16 protein-coding genes and 1 other annotated feature are annotated in these 15029 nt (G+C 53.0%); of the genes, 7 read left to right on the top strand and 9 right to left on the bottom strand.

All coding sequences use genetic code 11. The features are described from left to right. Window positions 1–228 precede the first annotated feature (228 nt). On the bottom strand, window positions 229–510 hold the full coding sequence (locus MYS68_RS05100; protein WP_248924787.1) for a hypothetical protein: 282 nt from the start codon (window positions 508–510) through the stop codon (window positions 229–231). Between the two features lie 140 nt (window positions 511–650). On the opposite strand from MYS68_RS05100, the gene MYS68_RS05095 reads away from it, so the two are divergent. Both MYS68_RS05095 and sigW read left to right on the top strand, forming a co-directional pair. Continuing rightward, window positions 651–905, top strand: coding sequence for a hypothetical protein (locus MYS68_RS05095; RefSeq protein ID WP_248924786.1), 255 nt, complete (start codon window positions 651–653; stop codon window positions 903–905). A gap of 102 nt (window positions 906–1007) precedes the next feature. Then, window positions 1008–1619 carry an RNA polymerase sigma factor SigW gene (gene sigW, locus MYS68_RS05090; RefSeq protein ID WP_248924785.1) on the top strand — a complete coding sequence of 204 codons (612 nt, stop codon included), beginning with the start codon at window positions 1008–1010 and terminating at the stop codon, window positions 1617–1619. 113 nt (window positions 1620–1732) lie between these two features. Here sigW and MYS68_RS05085 read toward each other — a convergent pair whose 3' ends face one another. Together MYS68_RS05085 and MYS68_RS05080 are read right to left on the bottom strand one after the other, a co-directional pair. Then, window positions 1733–3991 (bottom strand): FAD-dependent oxidoreductase, encoded by a 2259-nt coding sequence (locus MYS68_RS05085; protein WP_248924784.1) that lies wholly within the window; start codon window positions 3989–3991, stop codon window positions 1733–1735. Window positions 3992–4109: 118 nt separating this feature from the next. Beyond that, entirely contained in the window at window positions 4110–4553 is a 444-nt protein-coding gene (locus tag MYS68_RS05080; protein ID WP_275983430.1) for an NUDIX domain-containing protein, read from the bottom strand. Between the two features lie 279 nt (window positions 4554–4832). On the opposite strand from MYS68_RS05080, the gene MYS68_RS05075 reads away from it, so the two are divergent. Further along, the gene (locus MYS68_RS05075) at window positions 4833–5039 is read left to right on the top strand and encodes a hypothetical protein (protein ID WP_248924783.1); all 207 of its coding nucleotides are present in this window, start codon (window positions 4833–4835) and stop codon (window positions 5037–5039) included. 312 nt (window positions 5040–5351) lie between these two features. Further along, a complete protein-coding gene (locus MYS68_RS05070; protein ID WP_248924782.1) occupies window positions 5352–6086 on the top strand; it encodes an HAD family hydrolase in 735 nt (244 codons plus the stop codon). 56 nt (window positions 6087–6142) lie between these two features. Here the strand turns inward: MYS68_RS05070 and MYS68_RS05065 are convergent, their stop codons facing one another. After that, a complete protein-coding gene (locus tag MYS68_RS05065) occupies window positions 6143–7096 on the bottom strand; it encodes a carbohydrate kinase family protein (RefSeq protein WP_248924781.1) in 954 nt (317 codons plus the stop codon). 161 nt (window positions 7097–7257) lie between these two features. Between MYS68_RS05065 and MYS68_RS05060 the strand changes: the two genes are divergently transcribed. Then, a complete protein-coding gene (locus MYS68_RS05060) occupies window positions 7258–7422 on the top strand; it encodes a hypothetical protein (RefSeq protein WP_248924780.1) in 165 nt (54 codons plus the stop codon). Window positions 7423–7492: 70 nt separating this feature from the next. Here the strand turns inward: MYS68_RS05060 and MYS68_RS05055 are convergent, their stop codons facing one another. From MYS68_RS05055 to MYS68_RS05045, 3 genes are all read right to left on the bottom strand, one after another. After that, window positions 7493–8884, bottom strand: coding sequence for an MFS transporter (locus MYS68_RS05055; RefSeq protein WP_248924779.1), 1392 nt, complete (start codon window positions 8882–8884; stop codon window positions 7493–7495). A 74-nt stretch (window positions 8885–8958) separates the two neighbouring features. Next, the gene (locus MYS68_RS05050; RefSeq protein WP_248924778.1) at window positions 8959–9594 is read right to left on the bottom strand and encodes a TetR/AcrR family transcriptional regulator; all 636 of its coding nucleotides are present in this window, start codon (window positions 9592–9594) and stop codon (window positions 8959–8961) included. 63 nt (window positions 9595–9657) lie between these two features. After that, window positions 9658–10410 carry a MerR family transcriptional regulator gene (locus tag MYS68_RS05045; protein WP_248924777.1) on the bottom strand — a complete coding sequence of 251 codons (753 nt, stop codon included), beginning with the start codon at window positions 10408–10410 and terminating at the stop codon, window positions 9658–9660. Window positions 10411–10550: 140 nt separating this feature from the next. Here MYS68_RS05045 and MYS68_RS05040 point away from each other — a divergent pair, with 140 nt between their 5' ends. Both MYS68_RS05040 and MYS68_RS05035 read left to right on the top strand, forming a co-directional pair. Continuing rightward, window positions 10551–11771 carry an MFS transporter gene (locus MYS68_RS05040; RefSeq protein WP_248924776.1) on the top strand — a complete coding sequence of 407 codons (1221 nt, stop codon included), beginning with the start codon at window positions 10551–10553 and terminating at the stop codon, window positions 11769–11771. Window positions 11772–11842: 71 nt separating this feature from the next. Further along, a complete protein-coding gene (locus MYS68_RS05035) occupies window positions 11843–12637 on the top strand; it encodes a DUF6597 domain-containing transcriptional factor (RefSeq protein WP_248924775.1) in 795 nt (264 codons plus the stop codon). Window positions 12638–12669: 32 nt separating this feature from the next. On the opposite strand, the gene MYS68_RS05030 is transcribed toward MYS68_RS05035, so the two are convergent. Together MYS68_RS05030 and MYS68_RS05025 are read right to left on the bottom strand one after the other, a co-directional pair. Further along, window positions 12670–14232 carry a 2-isopropylmalate synthase gene (locus MYS68_RS05030; protein WP_248924774.1) on the bottom strand — a complete coding sequence of 521 codons (1563 nt, stop codon included), beginning with the start codon at window positions 14230–14232 and terminating at the stop codon, window positions 12670–12672. A gap of 93 nt (window positions 14233–14325) precedes the next feature. Further along, window positions 14326–14556 (bottom strand) — a binding site (T-box leader). A 64-nt stretch (window positions 14557–14620) separates the two neighbouring features. Beyond that, complete coding sequence (locus tag MYS68_RS05025; protein WP_248924773.1) at window positions 14621–15028, bottom strand: DoxX family protein; 408 nt, start codon at window positions 15026–15028, stop codon at window positions 14621–14623. Window position 15029 lies beyond the last annotated feature (1 nt).

The raw sequence follows: 15029 nt of genomic DNA, 5'->3' as shown, positions 1-15029 counted from the left end.
TTACTTTCATGTGCATCCCTCCATACGGTTACCGTACCCCATTTTCGGAAAAATATTTCCGTCCGCACAGTTCGGGCAGCCATAAGAAAAAGACCCGCAATCGCTCGGATCGCAGGTCGTTCAAAGGATATATATTAAAAAAGGGGGTCGAGTTTTATTATAGGCAAGGAACATTAACGGAGCATGAAATTCAAATTACAGTTATGTAACAAATTCAGGAAAAATCCGTCAACCCTGTCGTTTCTTCATAATAAACAGAGCAAAAAAGACGATCACCTCAATATTGACAAAAGCGATCCAAAAGCCGAACAGACCGAACATTCGCTGCACGCCTGTATATAATCCGTTCCACCACAGCGAACCGCCTATGAAAATAACGGCGTCCGCAAGCAGCGAGACCGCGAAGGCAACGGACAGCCTGCCGGTTTTGGCCATTACAACGAGCGCCAGCACGGCCGTTGCCGCAAAGCCGGCCCCGATGATAACCCAGTAAATCATATCGTTCGACAATACATTCACACTCCTGCAGCTTTGCAAAACTATGTTATAATACAGTATACCTTGCAAGCATCCGATAACAAAGCGAAAAACATGACGAATTTATGTCTGAGAGCAGCTTGCGACAGGCTATGAACAGGAGGAACCGAACTATGAGCCAATCGAAAGCGAAAAAGATGCGCCTGAAGCAGATCCGCGAGGGCAGGCCGAATCCGGAAACAAAGCGCGGCGGCTGGAACGGCATCGTGCCGGTCGAGCGGACGTCGCCGACGCTGCAGGAGCAGCAAACCCGTCAATACAATAAACATAAGAGGAAATGGAACCATTCGTACCTGGCGGACGACGGTTCCATTTTTCGTTTTCGGGCCCGCATTCGAATCGGTTTCGAGCAAAATCCTATTTTATAGCAAATTACTTTTCGTAATCGACAAAATACTCTTCTTTCCGCATCCGAAACGTGATATGATCAGAATATAACAAAAATTAAGCCAAGTGCCAGGTGATCTGTCATGAACTATGTGGAAACGAATTTGATCAAACTGTCCCGCCTGGGCGACCGCAATGCGTTTGCCGAACTGGTGGAGCTGTACCAGGAGAAAATCCAGCGGCTCGCATACAAAATGCTGCACAACCGGCTGGATACGGAAGATATCGTACAGGAAACGTTCATTCGCGTTTACCTTAATTTGAATCGGTTCGACGAGTCGCAAAATTTTTCCACATGGATTTATCGGATCGGAAAAAACTTGTGCATCGACCTGCTGCGCAAAAAGAAAAAAAACGTCTATTCGCTCGACGCCGAATTTACCGAAGACGAGGACGCGAACTACTATGCGCGGCTGCATAGCGACGAAGCGACGCCGGAGCACCGCGTCATCGAGAAGGAAACGAAGGCGCAGATGCTGAAGGTGATCGAGAAGCTGTCCGAGAAATACAAAACGATTGTGATTTTGTATTATTTGGAAGGGCTGTCTCTGATCGAAATCGCCGGCAAGCTCGGGCTTCCCGTGACGACGGTCAAGTCCCGCCTGAACCGGGGCCGCGAGCATCTCCGCAAAAAGATGGGACACGGCTTTTTCATCGGCTTGATGATATTTTTCTGCAATTTTATAACGGTTTAAAATAAACGCCAGCCATCCCGGAGACCGGGACGGCTGGCGTTTTTTCGGATCAAGGCCCGGATAGGTATGCATGCAGCGCATCTTGCAAATTTGCGACCGGACTTGCCGCTGCTTTATTCATTGCCGTAAACTCTGATTTCCACCATTTCCGCACGCGGGCAGCCGTTTGTGCTTTCGACGACGACGCGCAGCCTTTCCGCCGTTACCGTCCGGTCCAGGTTATGAACGCGCTTGCGTTTGCGGTTGCTTTTAACTTCGGCCACCGCTTTCCATTCGCCGTCTGCGAACGCTTCCAGCCGGTAGTCCTTCGCCAGCTCGGGAATGATTTCGAACGGGGTAAAATGGTGATGAAGATTGATCAAATCTTCGTTCACGTCATCGTTCCACGTCACATGCACTTCGTTTATGCCGATCGGCTGCCGCCAGCGAAGCTCGACATACTCCTCCCGCCCGAGAGCCATCGGCTCGGATACCCACATATGCGGGCCTCCGTAGGGACGGTTAAAGCCATCTATAACGTTGGCCGCCTCATAAGCTGCGGTTTCTCCGATCAAGCGGAAGCAAAAAGGCTTGCGCACGAACCTCCGCATGCTCCACTGTACGACAGGCTGGCTGATCGATTTCGCCTCAAGCTTATGTTCCTCCTCGGGCTTCGCATTGTTGCCGAACGCGAGGACACCCGTCATCGGCTCAGCCGACGTATACAGGCTCACGTCCGAATTCGCTTCGATCGTGAGGAACGCATTTTGCGGCGTTTCCGGCGTCCACGCCAGCGGCAGCCGCACCCACTGACGCTCCCCGGCGCGAAGCGCTACCCGCACGCGGGCGCGTTCGCCCGCCGGCACGTAGTTTTCCGGGCGGCCGGTGTCGTGCAGCGCCGCCTCGAGCACGGTGTCGCTGCCGGCATCGATCAGCAGCTCGATGCCGTCCAGCGCGCCGTAAGCCGGCAGCAGCAGCCCGGCGGCCTGCGTGAGCGGCACGCGCTCGGCCGGCGTCTCCACGGCAAGCCGGCGGCATACGCTGGACGCGGTCACTGCGGCCTGCCGCGCCAGGTCGAGCGCGTCGGTGCTCGCCAGACCGATGATGGAGGCGTCCGCCTTCAGCATCGTCTGCTGGAGCAGCCCGAGGTGGCTGCGGTACAGCTCGCGCGGCGAGACGCCGAGCTTGACGCCGAGTGCAGCGCCGGTGCCGGCCGCTTCGCCGATAACGGCGCACGTTGCCATGACGCGCGTCGTGCCGAAGGCCACGTGGGAGGCGCTGATGTTGCGTCCGGCGAACATCAGGTTTTGCACGTTGACCGAATACAGCGAGCGGAACGGGATATGGTAAACGCCGTCCGAATACATATGCTTCGAGCCGCTTTCCTGCGCGTACATCCCTTGCGGCGGATGCAGGTCGATCGACCAGCCGCCGAAGGCGATCCGGTCCTCGAACGGCTCCTGGGCGAGAATGTCGTTTTGGTTTAACACGTAGTCGCCGACAAATCGCCGGTATTCTCTTTTCCCCGGTACCGCGCCGACCCACTCCAGCGTCATATTTTCCGCATCCGGGAAGCTTCCGGAATTTTTGATGTAGTCCCAGATGCCGTAAATAGCCGACCACAGCTCGTCGCGGATGCGTTCGTTGTCATGCACCGTATCGAACTCGCCGCCCCATTCGATCCACCAATAATGGCAGCCGGAGTGCCCGCTTTTGATGACGCGGCGCATCGGAATCGACGTCTGCGTAATGTCTTTGGCGAAGCTGGGCTTTACGAAACGCACCGGATGGCCGGCATCCTTCGTATAAAACAAAATCGTGCTGCCGAGCGTAATGTCGTCCGCTGCTTCCGGCGCCCATTCTTCGCCATATTCGTGGCGCGCTTCGCGGCCGATCCGATACTTCGCCCCGGCGAGAAAGCCGACCAGCCCGTCGCCCGTGCAGTCGAGAAACATCGCGCTCTCGAAGCGGATGCGACGCTCCGAGCCCATCATCCATCCGGTCACCGAACGGATTGTCCGCTCCTCTTCGGGGCCGTCCGCCTCCACCTCGTGCACGTCGGTGTTCAAAAACAGCCGGATATTCGGCTCCGCCCGCACGGTCTCCAGCACGACCAGATCCCAAAAATACGGATTGCCGTCCGGATTTTGATACTGGTTTTCCACAAACATTTCGCCCATAATTCCGGTTTCCCGGGCGTACCTTTGCGTGCCGTGCGCAGTTGCGCCGCACACCCAAACGCGCACCTCGCTGCTGGAGTTGCCTCCCAGCACCGGCCGGTTTTGCACAAGCGCGACGGATCTGCCTTGTCTTGCCGCAGCTACGGCCGCACATACGCCGGCCAGACCGCCGCCGATCACAGTGACATCGCTTACAACAGTCTCGTTTTTCAAAATATGTTCTCTCCTTGCATTACGGTTTTTTCATTCCATACCGGAACTTTCACCTTTATCATAGGAGAGGAGACCTGTTTTTTCCATGCACATCGTTGATCCGAGCATATCCAAAATTTCAATCGCCTGCAAACGGGTCCGCAGGCAGCCTGGCTTGCGCCTCATCCAGCGCCTTCGCCATATTTTTCGTCATGAAATGTTCCTTTTCGCCGAAGATTACATAGCGGTAGCCGTCTACCTCGGGAAGCCTTTTTTTGCTGTACGGATGTTCGAAAAATGATGTGCACCGCATCGTTTCCAGCTCCGGAAGCTTCTTTACGATCAGAGCGAACAAATGTAAATCTTTCTGCGGTTTATAAGGGATAACGCCCAGATCGGCTAAATCCGCTTTGTCGGCGTGAAGTCCCGTCTCCTCAAACAACTCCCGCAAGGCGGTTTCCACAGGTGTCTCCCCTGGCTCAGACAAACCTTTGGGCAAGTCGTAAAAGCGGTTTCCAGTGGAATGGCATGCCAAAAAGCGCCGGAGATCCGTAAGAAGGACGCCGACGGATATTTTTTTCAAGCAAAATCACTCTCCGGCTTAATTGATATGGCAGAATTTCATCCGCCGCCATGACGGAGGTATCAGCTCGCCAACTGGTTCTCCTGACTTTCCATTTCTTTGACGATGGATTCAATTTCCCGCCTGATGATTTCGCATTTTTCTTTCGGGATGATTTTTTTCGTATCTTTCATGCGGCTTCCCTTTCTCTGGATGTTTTTTCTCGGTTGTAGAACTTTTTACTATGTAGATGGAGGAAAATACAAATTTATGTCGAATAAAAGCGCGAGGTGACTTTAGTTGAAGAAAAAAACATATCTGGGCTTTAAACCGCTCACGCAAGCCATTCATTTCCATACTGCCGCCATCAACCAAACCCCCGTACTGGCCTTTATGGGAACCGAACTGATCGGAAGCGGCATTATTACGGAAATCACCAACGACGCGATCAAGATTAACGAGGAGTATTATATGCGGGATGTTTGCAGATTCGTATACGCCAGCTGATGTTTTGGCACCTATAAGATTATACTGCATCGTTTCTTTCGCCGCAAATACCCTTCGTTCGAAATGATTCGACAGCAAAAAAACGCCCTTATTCGGGTTTCCGAGGCAGGGCGTTGGTTTTTGGGCCTGACATGTATCAGGCTCTTTTAGAGCAGTTCCTGCAATACTTCCAAAATGGCTGCGATACCGCCGCCGATAACTCCTCCGAGTACAATATGCACCGGGCATCCCTCCGTGAACGTATTAGCTGATATTAGTCTTTACCATGCCTCGCAAAAATATTCATCCATCATCGATCAGGGAGAGTGTACGATGACAAGTCAACCGCCCAAAGCCATTTTGCTGGACATGGACGATACAATCTTAGCGTACGATCATGGCATCGACACCGATGGCTGCTGGATTACGGCGTTCCGCGCTCATCTGCGCGAATCCGACGCCCCGGTTTCGATCGGACAGCTTATGCCGCATTTGAAACAATTCGCCAAATGGTATTGGAGCGACCCGGATAGACATCGTATCGGAAGATTGGATTTGCCTAAAGCGAGAACGGAAATCGTTTCTGCAGTGCTTTCCAAATTTCAACTTGATGATCCCGATATAGCAGCCCGTGTCGCGTTAACTTACGGAGACGAGCGGGACCGGGCGGTTTACGTTTTTCCGGACGCTATCGAAACGATACGCCGGCTTCGGGAAAAAGGAATCAAGCTGGCGCTGCTCACCAACGGCAACGCGAAGCCGCAGCGCTTCAAGGTAGAGCGCTTCGGTCTTGCCGAGCTATTCGACTGCATCCTGATTGAAGGCGAGTTCGGAGCCGGCAAACCTGACGAGCGGATTTACCGGTATGCACTGGAGAAGCTGGACGCCAAGCCAGACGAAACCTGGATGATCGGGGACAATTTCGAATGGGAAATCGCCGCTCCGCAGCGCATCGGAATAAAGGGGATCTGGGTGGATCATAAGGGAGAAGGTGTGCCGGAGCGTTTTGCCCAAGTGAAGCCATACAGGATCATCCGAACGTTAAGTGAGGTGTTGTCTTTTCTTTAGAAACCGATTCGCCCAGCCGTTTAAAGTTGAAAAAGAGCCCCCGTGGGCTCTTTTTCTCATTTCACCAGCAGCTTTTGAAAAATCGCGTCCCGCTGCGTTTTTTCCCGAAGCTCCCGGCAGTTGTTCTCCTTCGATTCAATCGTCCAGCCGGCGACCTTCGTGCCGCAGATGACCGCTTCGCCAAGCGTCAAACCGCGAACAAGGCCCATCACCGTGCCGGAAAAAAACGCATCCCCGGCACCGCTGGAGTCGACGAGCTGCACCGGGAACACAGGCTGGTATCCGGACTGCTTCGTTTTTCCGTCATAATAGATGGAACCGTTTTCCCCCAAGGTGACAACCATCGCTTTCAGCGAGTGGGCATCGACGTAGTTGACTAACGCCGCGATTTTGCCGTCCGTATCCAAGGAGTTAAAGTCGCCGCTTATCAGCTTCTCCGCTTCGACATCGTTGCAGATGAAGCATTCCAGTTCGCCGAGCATTTCCTTATGCTTCAGAATAACGTCCAGATTGCCGGGGATGCCGTATACCGGTTTGTTCCACTGCTTAGCCAGCTCCAGCGCGCGGCTTGAAATTTCCGCGTTCAGGTCGATTTCGAGCACAAGATGGGAGCTGTTTTTAACGATGTCTTCGCCGCGCTGCATAACGAGATTTTGCATCGTCGTGAGGTTCGGCATTTGGGAAATCGAGCCGGCCAAGTCGCCGTTTTCGTTCAGAACGGCGAGCCACATCCCCATCCCTTCGCTGGGCGTGCGCAGCAAATATTCCGTCGATACCCCGGCCGCCTTCAGACGCTTATGAATATCCTCGCCAAGAGCGGTATCGTCCAAGGTAGATACGAATGCGGTGGGCAAACCGAGATTCGCCAAGTTTTCCACAACGTTTCGTCCTACTCCCCCGTGGACGAACTGAATGCTGCCGAGATTGCGCCCAAGCGGATTATAGCTTTCTTTGGCAAAGCCTTTGCAATCGACAAATACCGTGCCAATCACCGAAACAAGAGTTGTCATTTTCCAAAGATCCCCTTACCCGTATTGTAGGATTGCAGCTTTATTATACAACCATTGATTCGTCTTGTCCCCGCATATATGCAAATTTCCGCATCAACCCCGCATAAAAGTGAACGTTTTGACACATGATAATCGGGTCATTCGGCAAAAGGAGGCCTATCATGGAAAACAAAGACGTGTATGCCCCGGTTTCATATAAAAACGAACAATATGACAGCCGGAACATTGTGGAGGACGGGAACGATCCGATCGACGATGCCGCTGAAGACGCGATGGCAGCCATCAAAGGCCATATCGAAAAGCAGGACCAGGAGGGGCAGCAGTAGCCGCTTCCGGCGCTGCATGAAAATCCCCGCCGAACCAAGGGCGGGGATTTTTTTGCAAATATCTCTCAGTTTAAGTTTTATGATGAATGTTTGAAGGGCCGAATGCGGCGGATGTCTTGGCCCCGAAGCGCAAGCTGTAAATCCATAAAATCAGCAGGTGCATCAGAGCCAGAACGAGATAAATATTGCTGAAAACGATGCTGTCCGTATTGAAATTCAGCGGATTCCAGCGCATGGTCGCGCCGAGGTCCACCATCCTGCTGTAAACGCCTGAAGCCATGCCGGCAGCGATAAAATTGAGCAGCGATAAAATTCCCATGCCCACCCCGACGTTCTCCTTGGCCAATGTTGTTGAGATCGTATTGGACATGGCGATAAGAATGAAGGATTGCCCCACATTGCCAAAAATGAAGAAGATGGCGACCCATAAAACCGACGCGCCGGTAAACGTCGACAGCAGGACGAAGCAAACAGTGAGCAGTGCCGATGCGAGCCAAAATACAAACGAATTCCCCCTTGCATCCGCCAGCTTTCCTGCTTTTCTCCCGAGAAAAGCCGATGCCAGCGCAGCGGGAACCATCGCAAAGCCGATCCAGCCGGATGGGAGTCGATGGACATTCGCGAGCAGCAGCGGGCTTAAAAAAGGCAGAGAAGAGCCGATCCCGCTAATGAGAAATACGAGCAGGAGACCTGTCGTATATTTTGAGTTTCCAAACATACGCGGCTGAATAAACGGCTCGGCCGCAGAACGGATGCGTACAATAAAAAACACCAGTACGAGCAGCCCTCCGGCCATAAACAGCCATGCCCCGTAAGTAACGCCGAGCAGCAGCATCGCTACCGTAACGGTCAACAGGCCCCCGCCAAGCCAATCCAAAGATGCCGGCCTGCCTTGTTCATCCCCCAAATATTTGCGGTAAAAAGGGATGGTGATCAAAATAAGCAGAGGAAGACAAAACAACCAGCGCCAATGGACGAAGCTGACGATCAATGAAGAGACGACCGGACCCAGCGCATTCCCCAGCGCCAAACCGACCGCGGCCGTGCCGATCGCCGCCCCTCTGCGCTCCGGAGCGAAATAGCGGACCGGAATCAGATTCGCTGTCGCCGGGACGACTGCCGCCCCCGCCGCTTGCAGGCATCTCCCGACAAGGACCGTCCAATAGGCTTGGGATATGAGCCCGATAAGCGATCCTCCGGCAAAAAGCAGCAGCCCGAACGTCAGCAAATTTTTCAGCTTGAAGCTGTCCGCCAGCTTCCCGTAAACGACCGCACCTATCGCGTAAATGAGGGCGTAAGCCGAAGAAATCCAGCTCACTTCCGCGACCGTAAGATGAAATTCCTCCCTGATCTGAGGCATAACGATGTTGAACATAAACGCGCTCATCGCGGACAAAGTAAGAGTAAACATCAACACGCGCAGCAACTTTTCGGCGGCATACTGCCGGATTTCCGTTTCCATGTTGGATATCTCCTTTCGAATCAAACACATATAAATGAATGCATGCACTTACTTGCATTGGCCGGTTAAAAAAACTAGGGGGTTAACGCCCTAGTGAGCGTCCTTGCGCTCTCTTCGATAAATGCTTCCATTTCGGCAGAAGGAAAAACCGAGTCGTCCGCATTGAGATTGCTTATAAACGCACCGTAGTTCATCCACATGAAGGTCAAAGCCTGCAGCTCCGAATTCGTCGAAATCATTTTCCCTTTTGCCTGCATGGCATTAAAGTAACCGGTCAGCAGTTCTTTCAGCTTCTGCGGGTGTTTGTTCGCTTTTTCCTGAAATTCGGCAAAAATATGGCTTTCTTTGAGAGCGATTTGGATGATTTTCCGGTTGCGGTTCATCGTCTTTTGGTAAGATCTGCTGATCAGAAGCAAGTCCGGATAAAGCTCCCCTACAAGCTCCTCCTGAAACAGCTTCGTCATCACTTCGGAGTAATGAAAATGATGAAATGCCGTCTCCAGCAGCTTCTGCTTGCTTCCGAACTGGCGAAACAACGTCACTTCGTTTACTCCCGCGGCGGCCGCGATTTCCTTGGTGGAAACGCCGTGATAACCTTTCTCCGCCACCAGATCGATGACGGCGCGCAAAAGCCGCTCGCTGCTGCTCTTGGATTGGTTAATTTTTTTGCCCCTCCTTTCTTTATACAGAAAGCTGAGTACGCAATGCAAGCGACTACTTGCATCAATAATATTCCAATTGTTTAAATGTGTCAAGCCGTTCGGTAAAACCGTTCATCGCTCTTCAGCGGCATAAGATTCCGCGGCCGCGGCAAGAAAATAAGCCAGGCCGGTTTGCTGATTTTCGAGCATTTGAAGGTGAAAATCGTCTTGGAGGAAAAGCCGCGTTTGCGCGGCGAAATCTGCGGCAGATATTTGATGGCCCCGCTCGTTCAAAAACGCAAGATGACGGCGAATCGCGGTGCGCACCTGCCCGCCGTCATGTTTGATCTGCGCTCTTAATGCCCGTGCGATATCCTCCATAAATGCCGCCGCTTCCGCCGCTTGTTCATTCATCTCCCGGACATTTACCGGATTATTTCCGATCATGTCATAATCGTAGGTTTGCTTCAAATATTCATTTTGCTCCTCGAGTGCGTCTTTCCACTCCTGCTCCGTTTCAAACCCTTTGAACATGCTTTTCGAGTCCATCGGCTCCCCTTTTGCCGCCGAACGAATCGATGCTTTCAACGTTTGAATGACGGCCAGCAATCGTTCCTTGCGGGCATGAAGAAGCTGCTCCTGCTGCTGCAGCACCGCCAGCCGGTCCGTTTCCCCGGCGAGCAGGTCTTTAATGTTTTCCAGCGGAATATCCAGCTCCCGGTAAAATAAAATTTGCTGCAGCCGCTCCAGTTCCTTCGTTCCGTACAGACGGTATCCGGCTTCGCTGATCTCGCACGGAACAAGCAGGCCGATTTTGTGGTAATGATGCAGCGTTTTAATCGTTACATTGGCAAGCGATGCGACTTCTTTGACCGTATAAAGCATGTTGTCATTCCTCCTTTACCGCAAGTGTAAAGCCTTCCCTTAGGGGAGACTCAAGTGCAGCGCCGAAAAAAATGATTTGACTCTCCCCTTGCAGGAGGCTTTACGCTGTAATTCGTAACGTTTTGCCAAGGAGGGGTACTATGATACGCAAGAACATGCTGTTTCGAAACGGATTTGTGCAAGCCATTCTGATGTCCGGCCTGTTTTCCCAATGCGGGATCTGGGTTCGCAACTTCGCCGTGCTTTTGTATGTAATGGATATATCCGGGGGCGATTCGTTTGCCGTCTCGATGATTTCCGTCGCCGAATATGCGCCTATCTTTCTGTTTTCTTTCATCGGCGGGGTGTTTGCGGACCGGTGGCGTCCGAAGAAAACGATCGTTTGGTGCGAACTGTTAAGCTCTCTGTCGGTGCTGATCGTGTTTTTGCTGCTCGAAACCGGTTCGTGGAAAACGATATTTTTGGCCACGCTCTGTTCCTCGATCTTGTCGCAGTTTGCCCAACCGGCCGGAATGAAGCTGTTCAAGCTTCATGTTCCGGACGAGCAAGCTCCGCTCTGCATGTCTTTACTGCAAACGCTGTTTTCGTTATTTATGGTTGCCGGACCGGTAATGGGCACATTAGTATACCGGCAATTCGGCATTCAGTTCGCCATGCTGTTGACGTGCTTATGTTTTATGTTATCCGCACTCGCCATTCTGTTTATACCGCCCGATCGCAGCGGAAAATCTGCGCACGAATCCGCAAAGTCTGCCGCTCTGCTTCGTGATATGGCGAATGGTCTTCGCTACGTCCGCGAACGTGCCGCGCTGGTGCGGTTAACGGTATGCTTCGCGTTGGTAGGATTGGGCGTAGGGATCTTGTCTCCGCTCAGCATTTTCCTCGTGACGGAACGATTAGGGTTATCCGCCGGGCAGCTGCCCTGGATTTCCGTCCCGTACGGCTTGGGGGAAATCGCCGGCGGTATCGCCACTTTCGCATTGGCTGCGAAAGTGTCCCCTCTGCGGCTGCTTCTGGCGGGGCTGCTCGCCAACGCCTTCGGCATTTTGGTATCCGGCTGGTCGTCCGCGCTTTGGCTGACGATGGCCGCCCAATTCGTCATCGCCCTTTTCCAGCCGGCCATTTTTGCCGGAAATCAGGCGCTTGTCATGAAGCATACCGATCCGGCGTATATCGGCCGGGTAACCGGCATTCGCACGCCGCTGATGACCGGGTCCATGCTGCTTGCGACGGGCTGCGCCGGCGCGCTGAAACATGCGCTGTCCCTCCCGACCGTTTACGGACTCGCCGCGATGTGTTTTCTTGCGGGAAGCCTGGTCATCGTCCGATTGAATCGAAAAAAAACCGGCATGGACGGTTGACCTTTGTTTTTTTGGTATAATGTAAATCATGGCGGAATAACGGACCATTTCCTGGAGAGGAGGCAGCCGCGGTGAAAGGCAGCATGAATCCGAACAAAGGCATATTGAAATACGAAGCCGGGATACGGAAATTTTCCCTCTCGCGGCATGCGCCGTCCGAAGATTTGCGTTTTTTTGTCAAGCATTATTGGCTGCTTCAATGGGATTTGCGCGGTCAAGCTCCGCATACCCAGGAAGTGCTGCAGCACCCGGGAGTAAACGTCGTTATCGAGCATGGCGCCTCCCGGATATGCGGCATAACGAGCGGGAAATCCACCCATGTTCTGCAGGGGAAAGGGCAGATCGTGGGTGTGCTGTTCCGGCCGGGAGCTTTCCGCGGCTTTATCCAATCGCCTGCTTCCGCTCTAACCGATCGCGTTGTCGAAGTCGCCGACTGCTTCGATATCGACACGGCTGCTTTCGAAGAGGCGCTCTTTGCGCTTGAAAACGATGAAGCGAAAATCGCGTTCGTAGAGCGGCTCCTGCGCCGTCACATCCCGGAACGCGACGACACCGTCGATACGCTGAACGAAGTGATCGACTGCATTATCCGCGACCGGCATATTACGAAGGTGGAGCAGCTTGCCGAACAATTCGGCATTACGAAGCGGACGCTGCAGCGATGGTTCAACGAATACGTCGGCGTGAGCCCCAAATGGGTGATCATGCGTTACCGGATGCACGAAGCGGCCGAGCTGATCGAAAGCGGCGCGGACCCGCTTCAGGCGGCAATGGCTCTCGGGTATGCCGATCAGGCCCATTTTTGCAAAGATTTCAAAGCCGCCGTCGGTAAAACCCCGAAACAATTTGCCCGAACGGGAACGTAATCCCCCTGCTGGCTGCAGGGGGTGTTTTCATTTTATCCGCTTACGGACTCCGTTCGGCTTTCTCTGGCAGAATCGGCATCGAGCAAAACCGCATTGATGCCGTTCAGGAAAGCAAGCGCGCTCGCTTTGATGATGTCCGTATCCATAGCCCGGCCGGAGTAAATTTTGCCGTCGTATTCGATGCGGATGTTGACGCGGCCTACGGCCTCTTTGCCTCTGGAAAGGCTGTTGATTTTATAGTCCTTCAGCTGCACGTCGAGTCCTACGAGCGTCCTGATGACGCCGTACAACGCGTCGATCGGACCGTCCCCGACACTGCTGCCTGTCAGCGTCTCGGCCCCCTTTTTCAACTGGACGGTAGCCGTCGGATGCAGATCGTTACTGACGACCTGGAACGACTCCAGCTCGTACAGATGCCTCTCGCTTGTATCGATAGTGCGGTGCTGGGTCACGAGATAAAACACGTCGTGATCGTACACTTCTTTTTTCGCGTCGGCGAGCGCAAGAAACTTCTCGAACAACTGTTCGAAATCCGCCGCATCGCTTGTATCAAAGCCCATTTTCTCCACGGCGTTCTTAAAGGCATGACGGCCGGAGCGGGCGGTCAAAATCAGCTCCATGCTTTCCGCGCCGACTTCTTCGGGAGACAAAATTTCGTACACCTGCTTATCTTTAAGCAGCCCGTCCTGGTGGATGCCGGAAGAGTGGGCGAACGCATTTTCGCCGGTAATCGCCTTGTTCACCTGAACGTCGAGTCCGGTCAAATGGCTTACCAGCCTGGAAGTTCTGAGCAGCTCCTTCGTATTGATGCCGGTATGGCAGCGATAGTGGCTTTCGCGCACCTTGAGTCCCATGACCACTTCCTCCAAAGATGCGTTTCCGGCCCGTTCGCCGAGGCCGTTGATCGTACACTCGATTTTTTCGGCTCCGTTTTTGATCGCGCTCAGCGTATTGGCCGTGGCGAGTCCCAGGTCGTTGTGGCAGTGCACGCTCAGGATCACTTTGTCGTTCAAATTTTTCAACCGTTCGTTGATTCTGCGGATCAGATCGCCGAACTCCTCCGGCACCGCGTAGCCGACTGTATCGGGCACGTTGACGATCGTCGCTCCGGCTTTGACTACAGCTTCGATCGTTTTCCACAAATATTCGAATTCCGATCTCGATGCGTCCTCGGTGGAGTACTGCACATGCGGCAGCAGCGTTTTCGCATATTTGACCGCATCCACGCCCATCTGCAGCACCGCATCCTTGGAACGGTTAAACTTCTTTTCCACGTGAATGTTCGAGGTGCCCAGCACGATATGGATGAGCGGCCGCTGCGCCCATTTGACGCTTTCGTAGACGGCGTCGATGTCGCTTTTGACAGCCCGTGCCAGAGCGGTGACGGATACGGTATCCCCTACGGTGCGCGCAATTTCCTTTACCGCCTGAAAATCTCCCGCGGAAGAAGCGGGAAAACCCGCCTCGATAATATCCACATTCAGACGCTTTAATTGCTGGGCGATTTCGATTTTTTGCTGTATGTTGAGTTTTGCGCCCGGAACCTGCTCTCCGTCGCGCAAAGTGGTGTCGAATACAATGATTTTTCGGTTCATATTCATCTGCCTCCTCGTGGGATTTGCTAATATATATGTGAAGCGGGGTTGATTAAACCCGGACTTTAATCAACAAAAAACCCCGTCTCTACGTATAGAGACGAGGTTGAACCCGCGGTACCACTCTAATTCATTTCATGCGAAATGAGCTCTTTCGATGGCCATCACCATCTATCCCTGTAACGGTGGAACTCCGGCTTACCCTACATGATTCAGGCAGCAGTTCATAGACGAGTTCGAACTGAACGACATTACCGTTTCGCACCGGCCAACGGCTCTCTGAAAAGTCAATTCACTTCTACTATTTCTAATCGCAACTTTTGGATATGAATGTAAAAGTTATTTTATGGCATACCGTTTGCTTTGTCAACCCGCCAAGTGATTTTGCTTACAGATTCGCTCCCTTATTTTGAAAAGGAATGAGATTGCGCACCCGTTCGTCCCTCAGCCACAGCCCGCCCCAAACGAAAACGGCCAAGTAAACCGCAAACAAAATGTTGCTGAACAGCGGAGCGTCCATCCGCACCTGCGAAGCGACCGCCCCTCCAAAATAGGCGGTAAGAAGCAAGGCGCCCAAGACGGATGTGCGCGGAATGGCATAAAGAATCGTGCAAATCAGTCCGATAATTCCAATCGGGACGATATGGTGCTCCGCAAATCCCAACGTCACCGTTCCTTCCACGACCGCCGCCGGCTTCATTAATTTGAATATGCTGTCAAACAGCATAAACAGGATCGCTATTCCGCTCAAAATTCTTGCGGTCCACAGCCGGCCTTTTGAAATTTGTTTCGTCATT

Source organism: Paenibacillus hamazuiensis (genome assembly GCF_023276405.1).
In the GTDB taxonomy this organism is placed as follows: Bacteria; Bacillota; Bacilli; order Paenibacillales; family NBRC-103111; genus Paenibacillus_AF; species Paenibacillus_AF hamazuiensis.
Note: the sequence above shows the minus strand (reverse complement) of the source record. Positions and strands in the feature narration are given on the sequence as shown.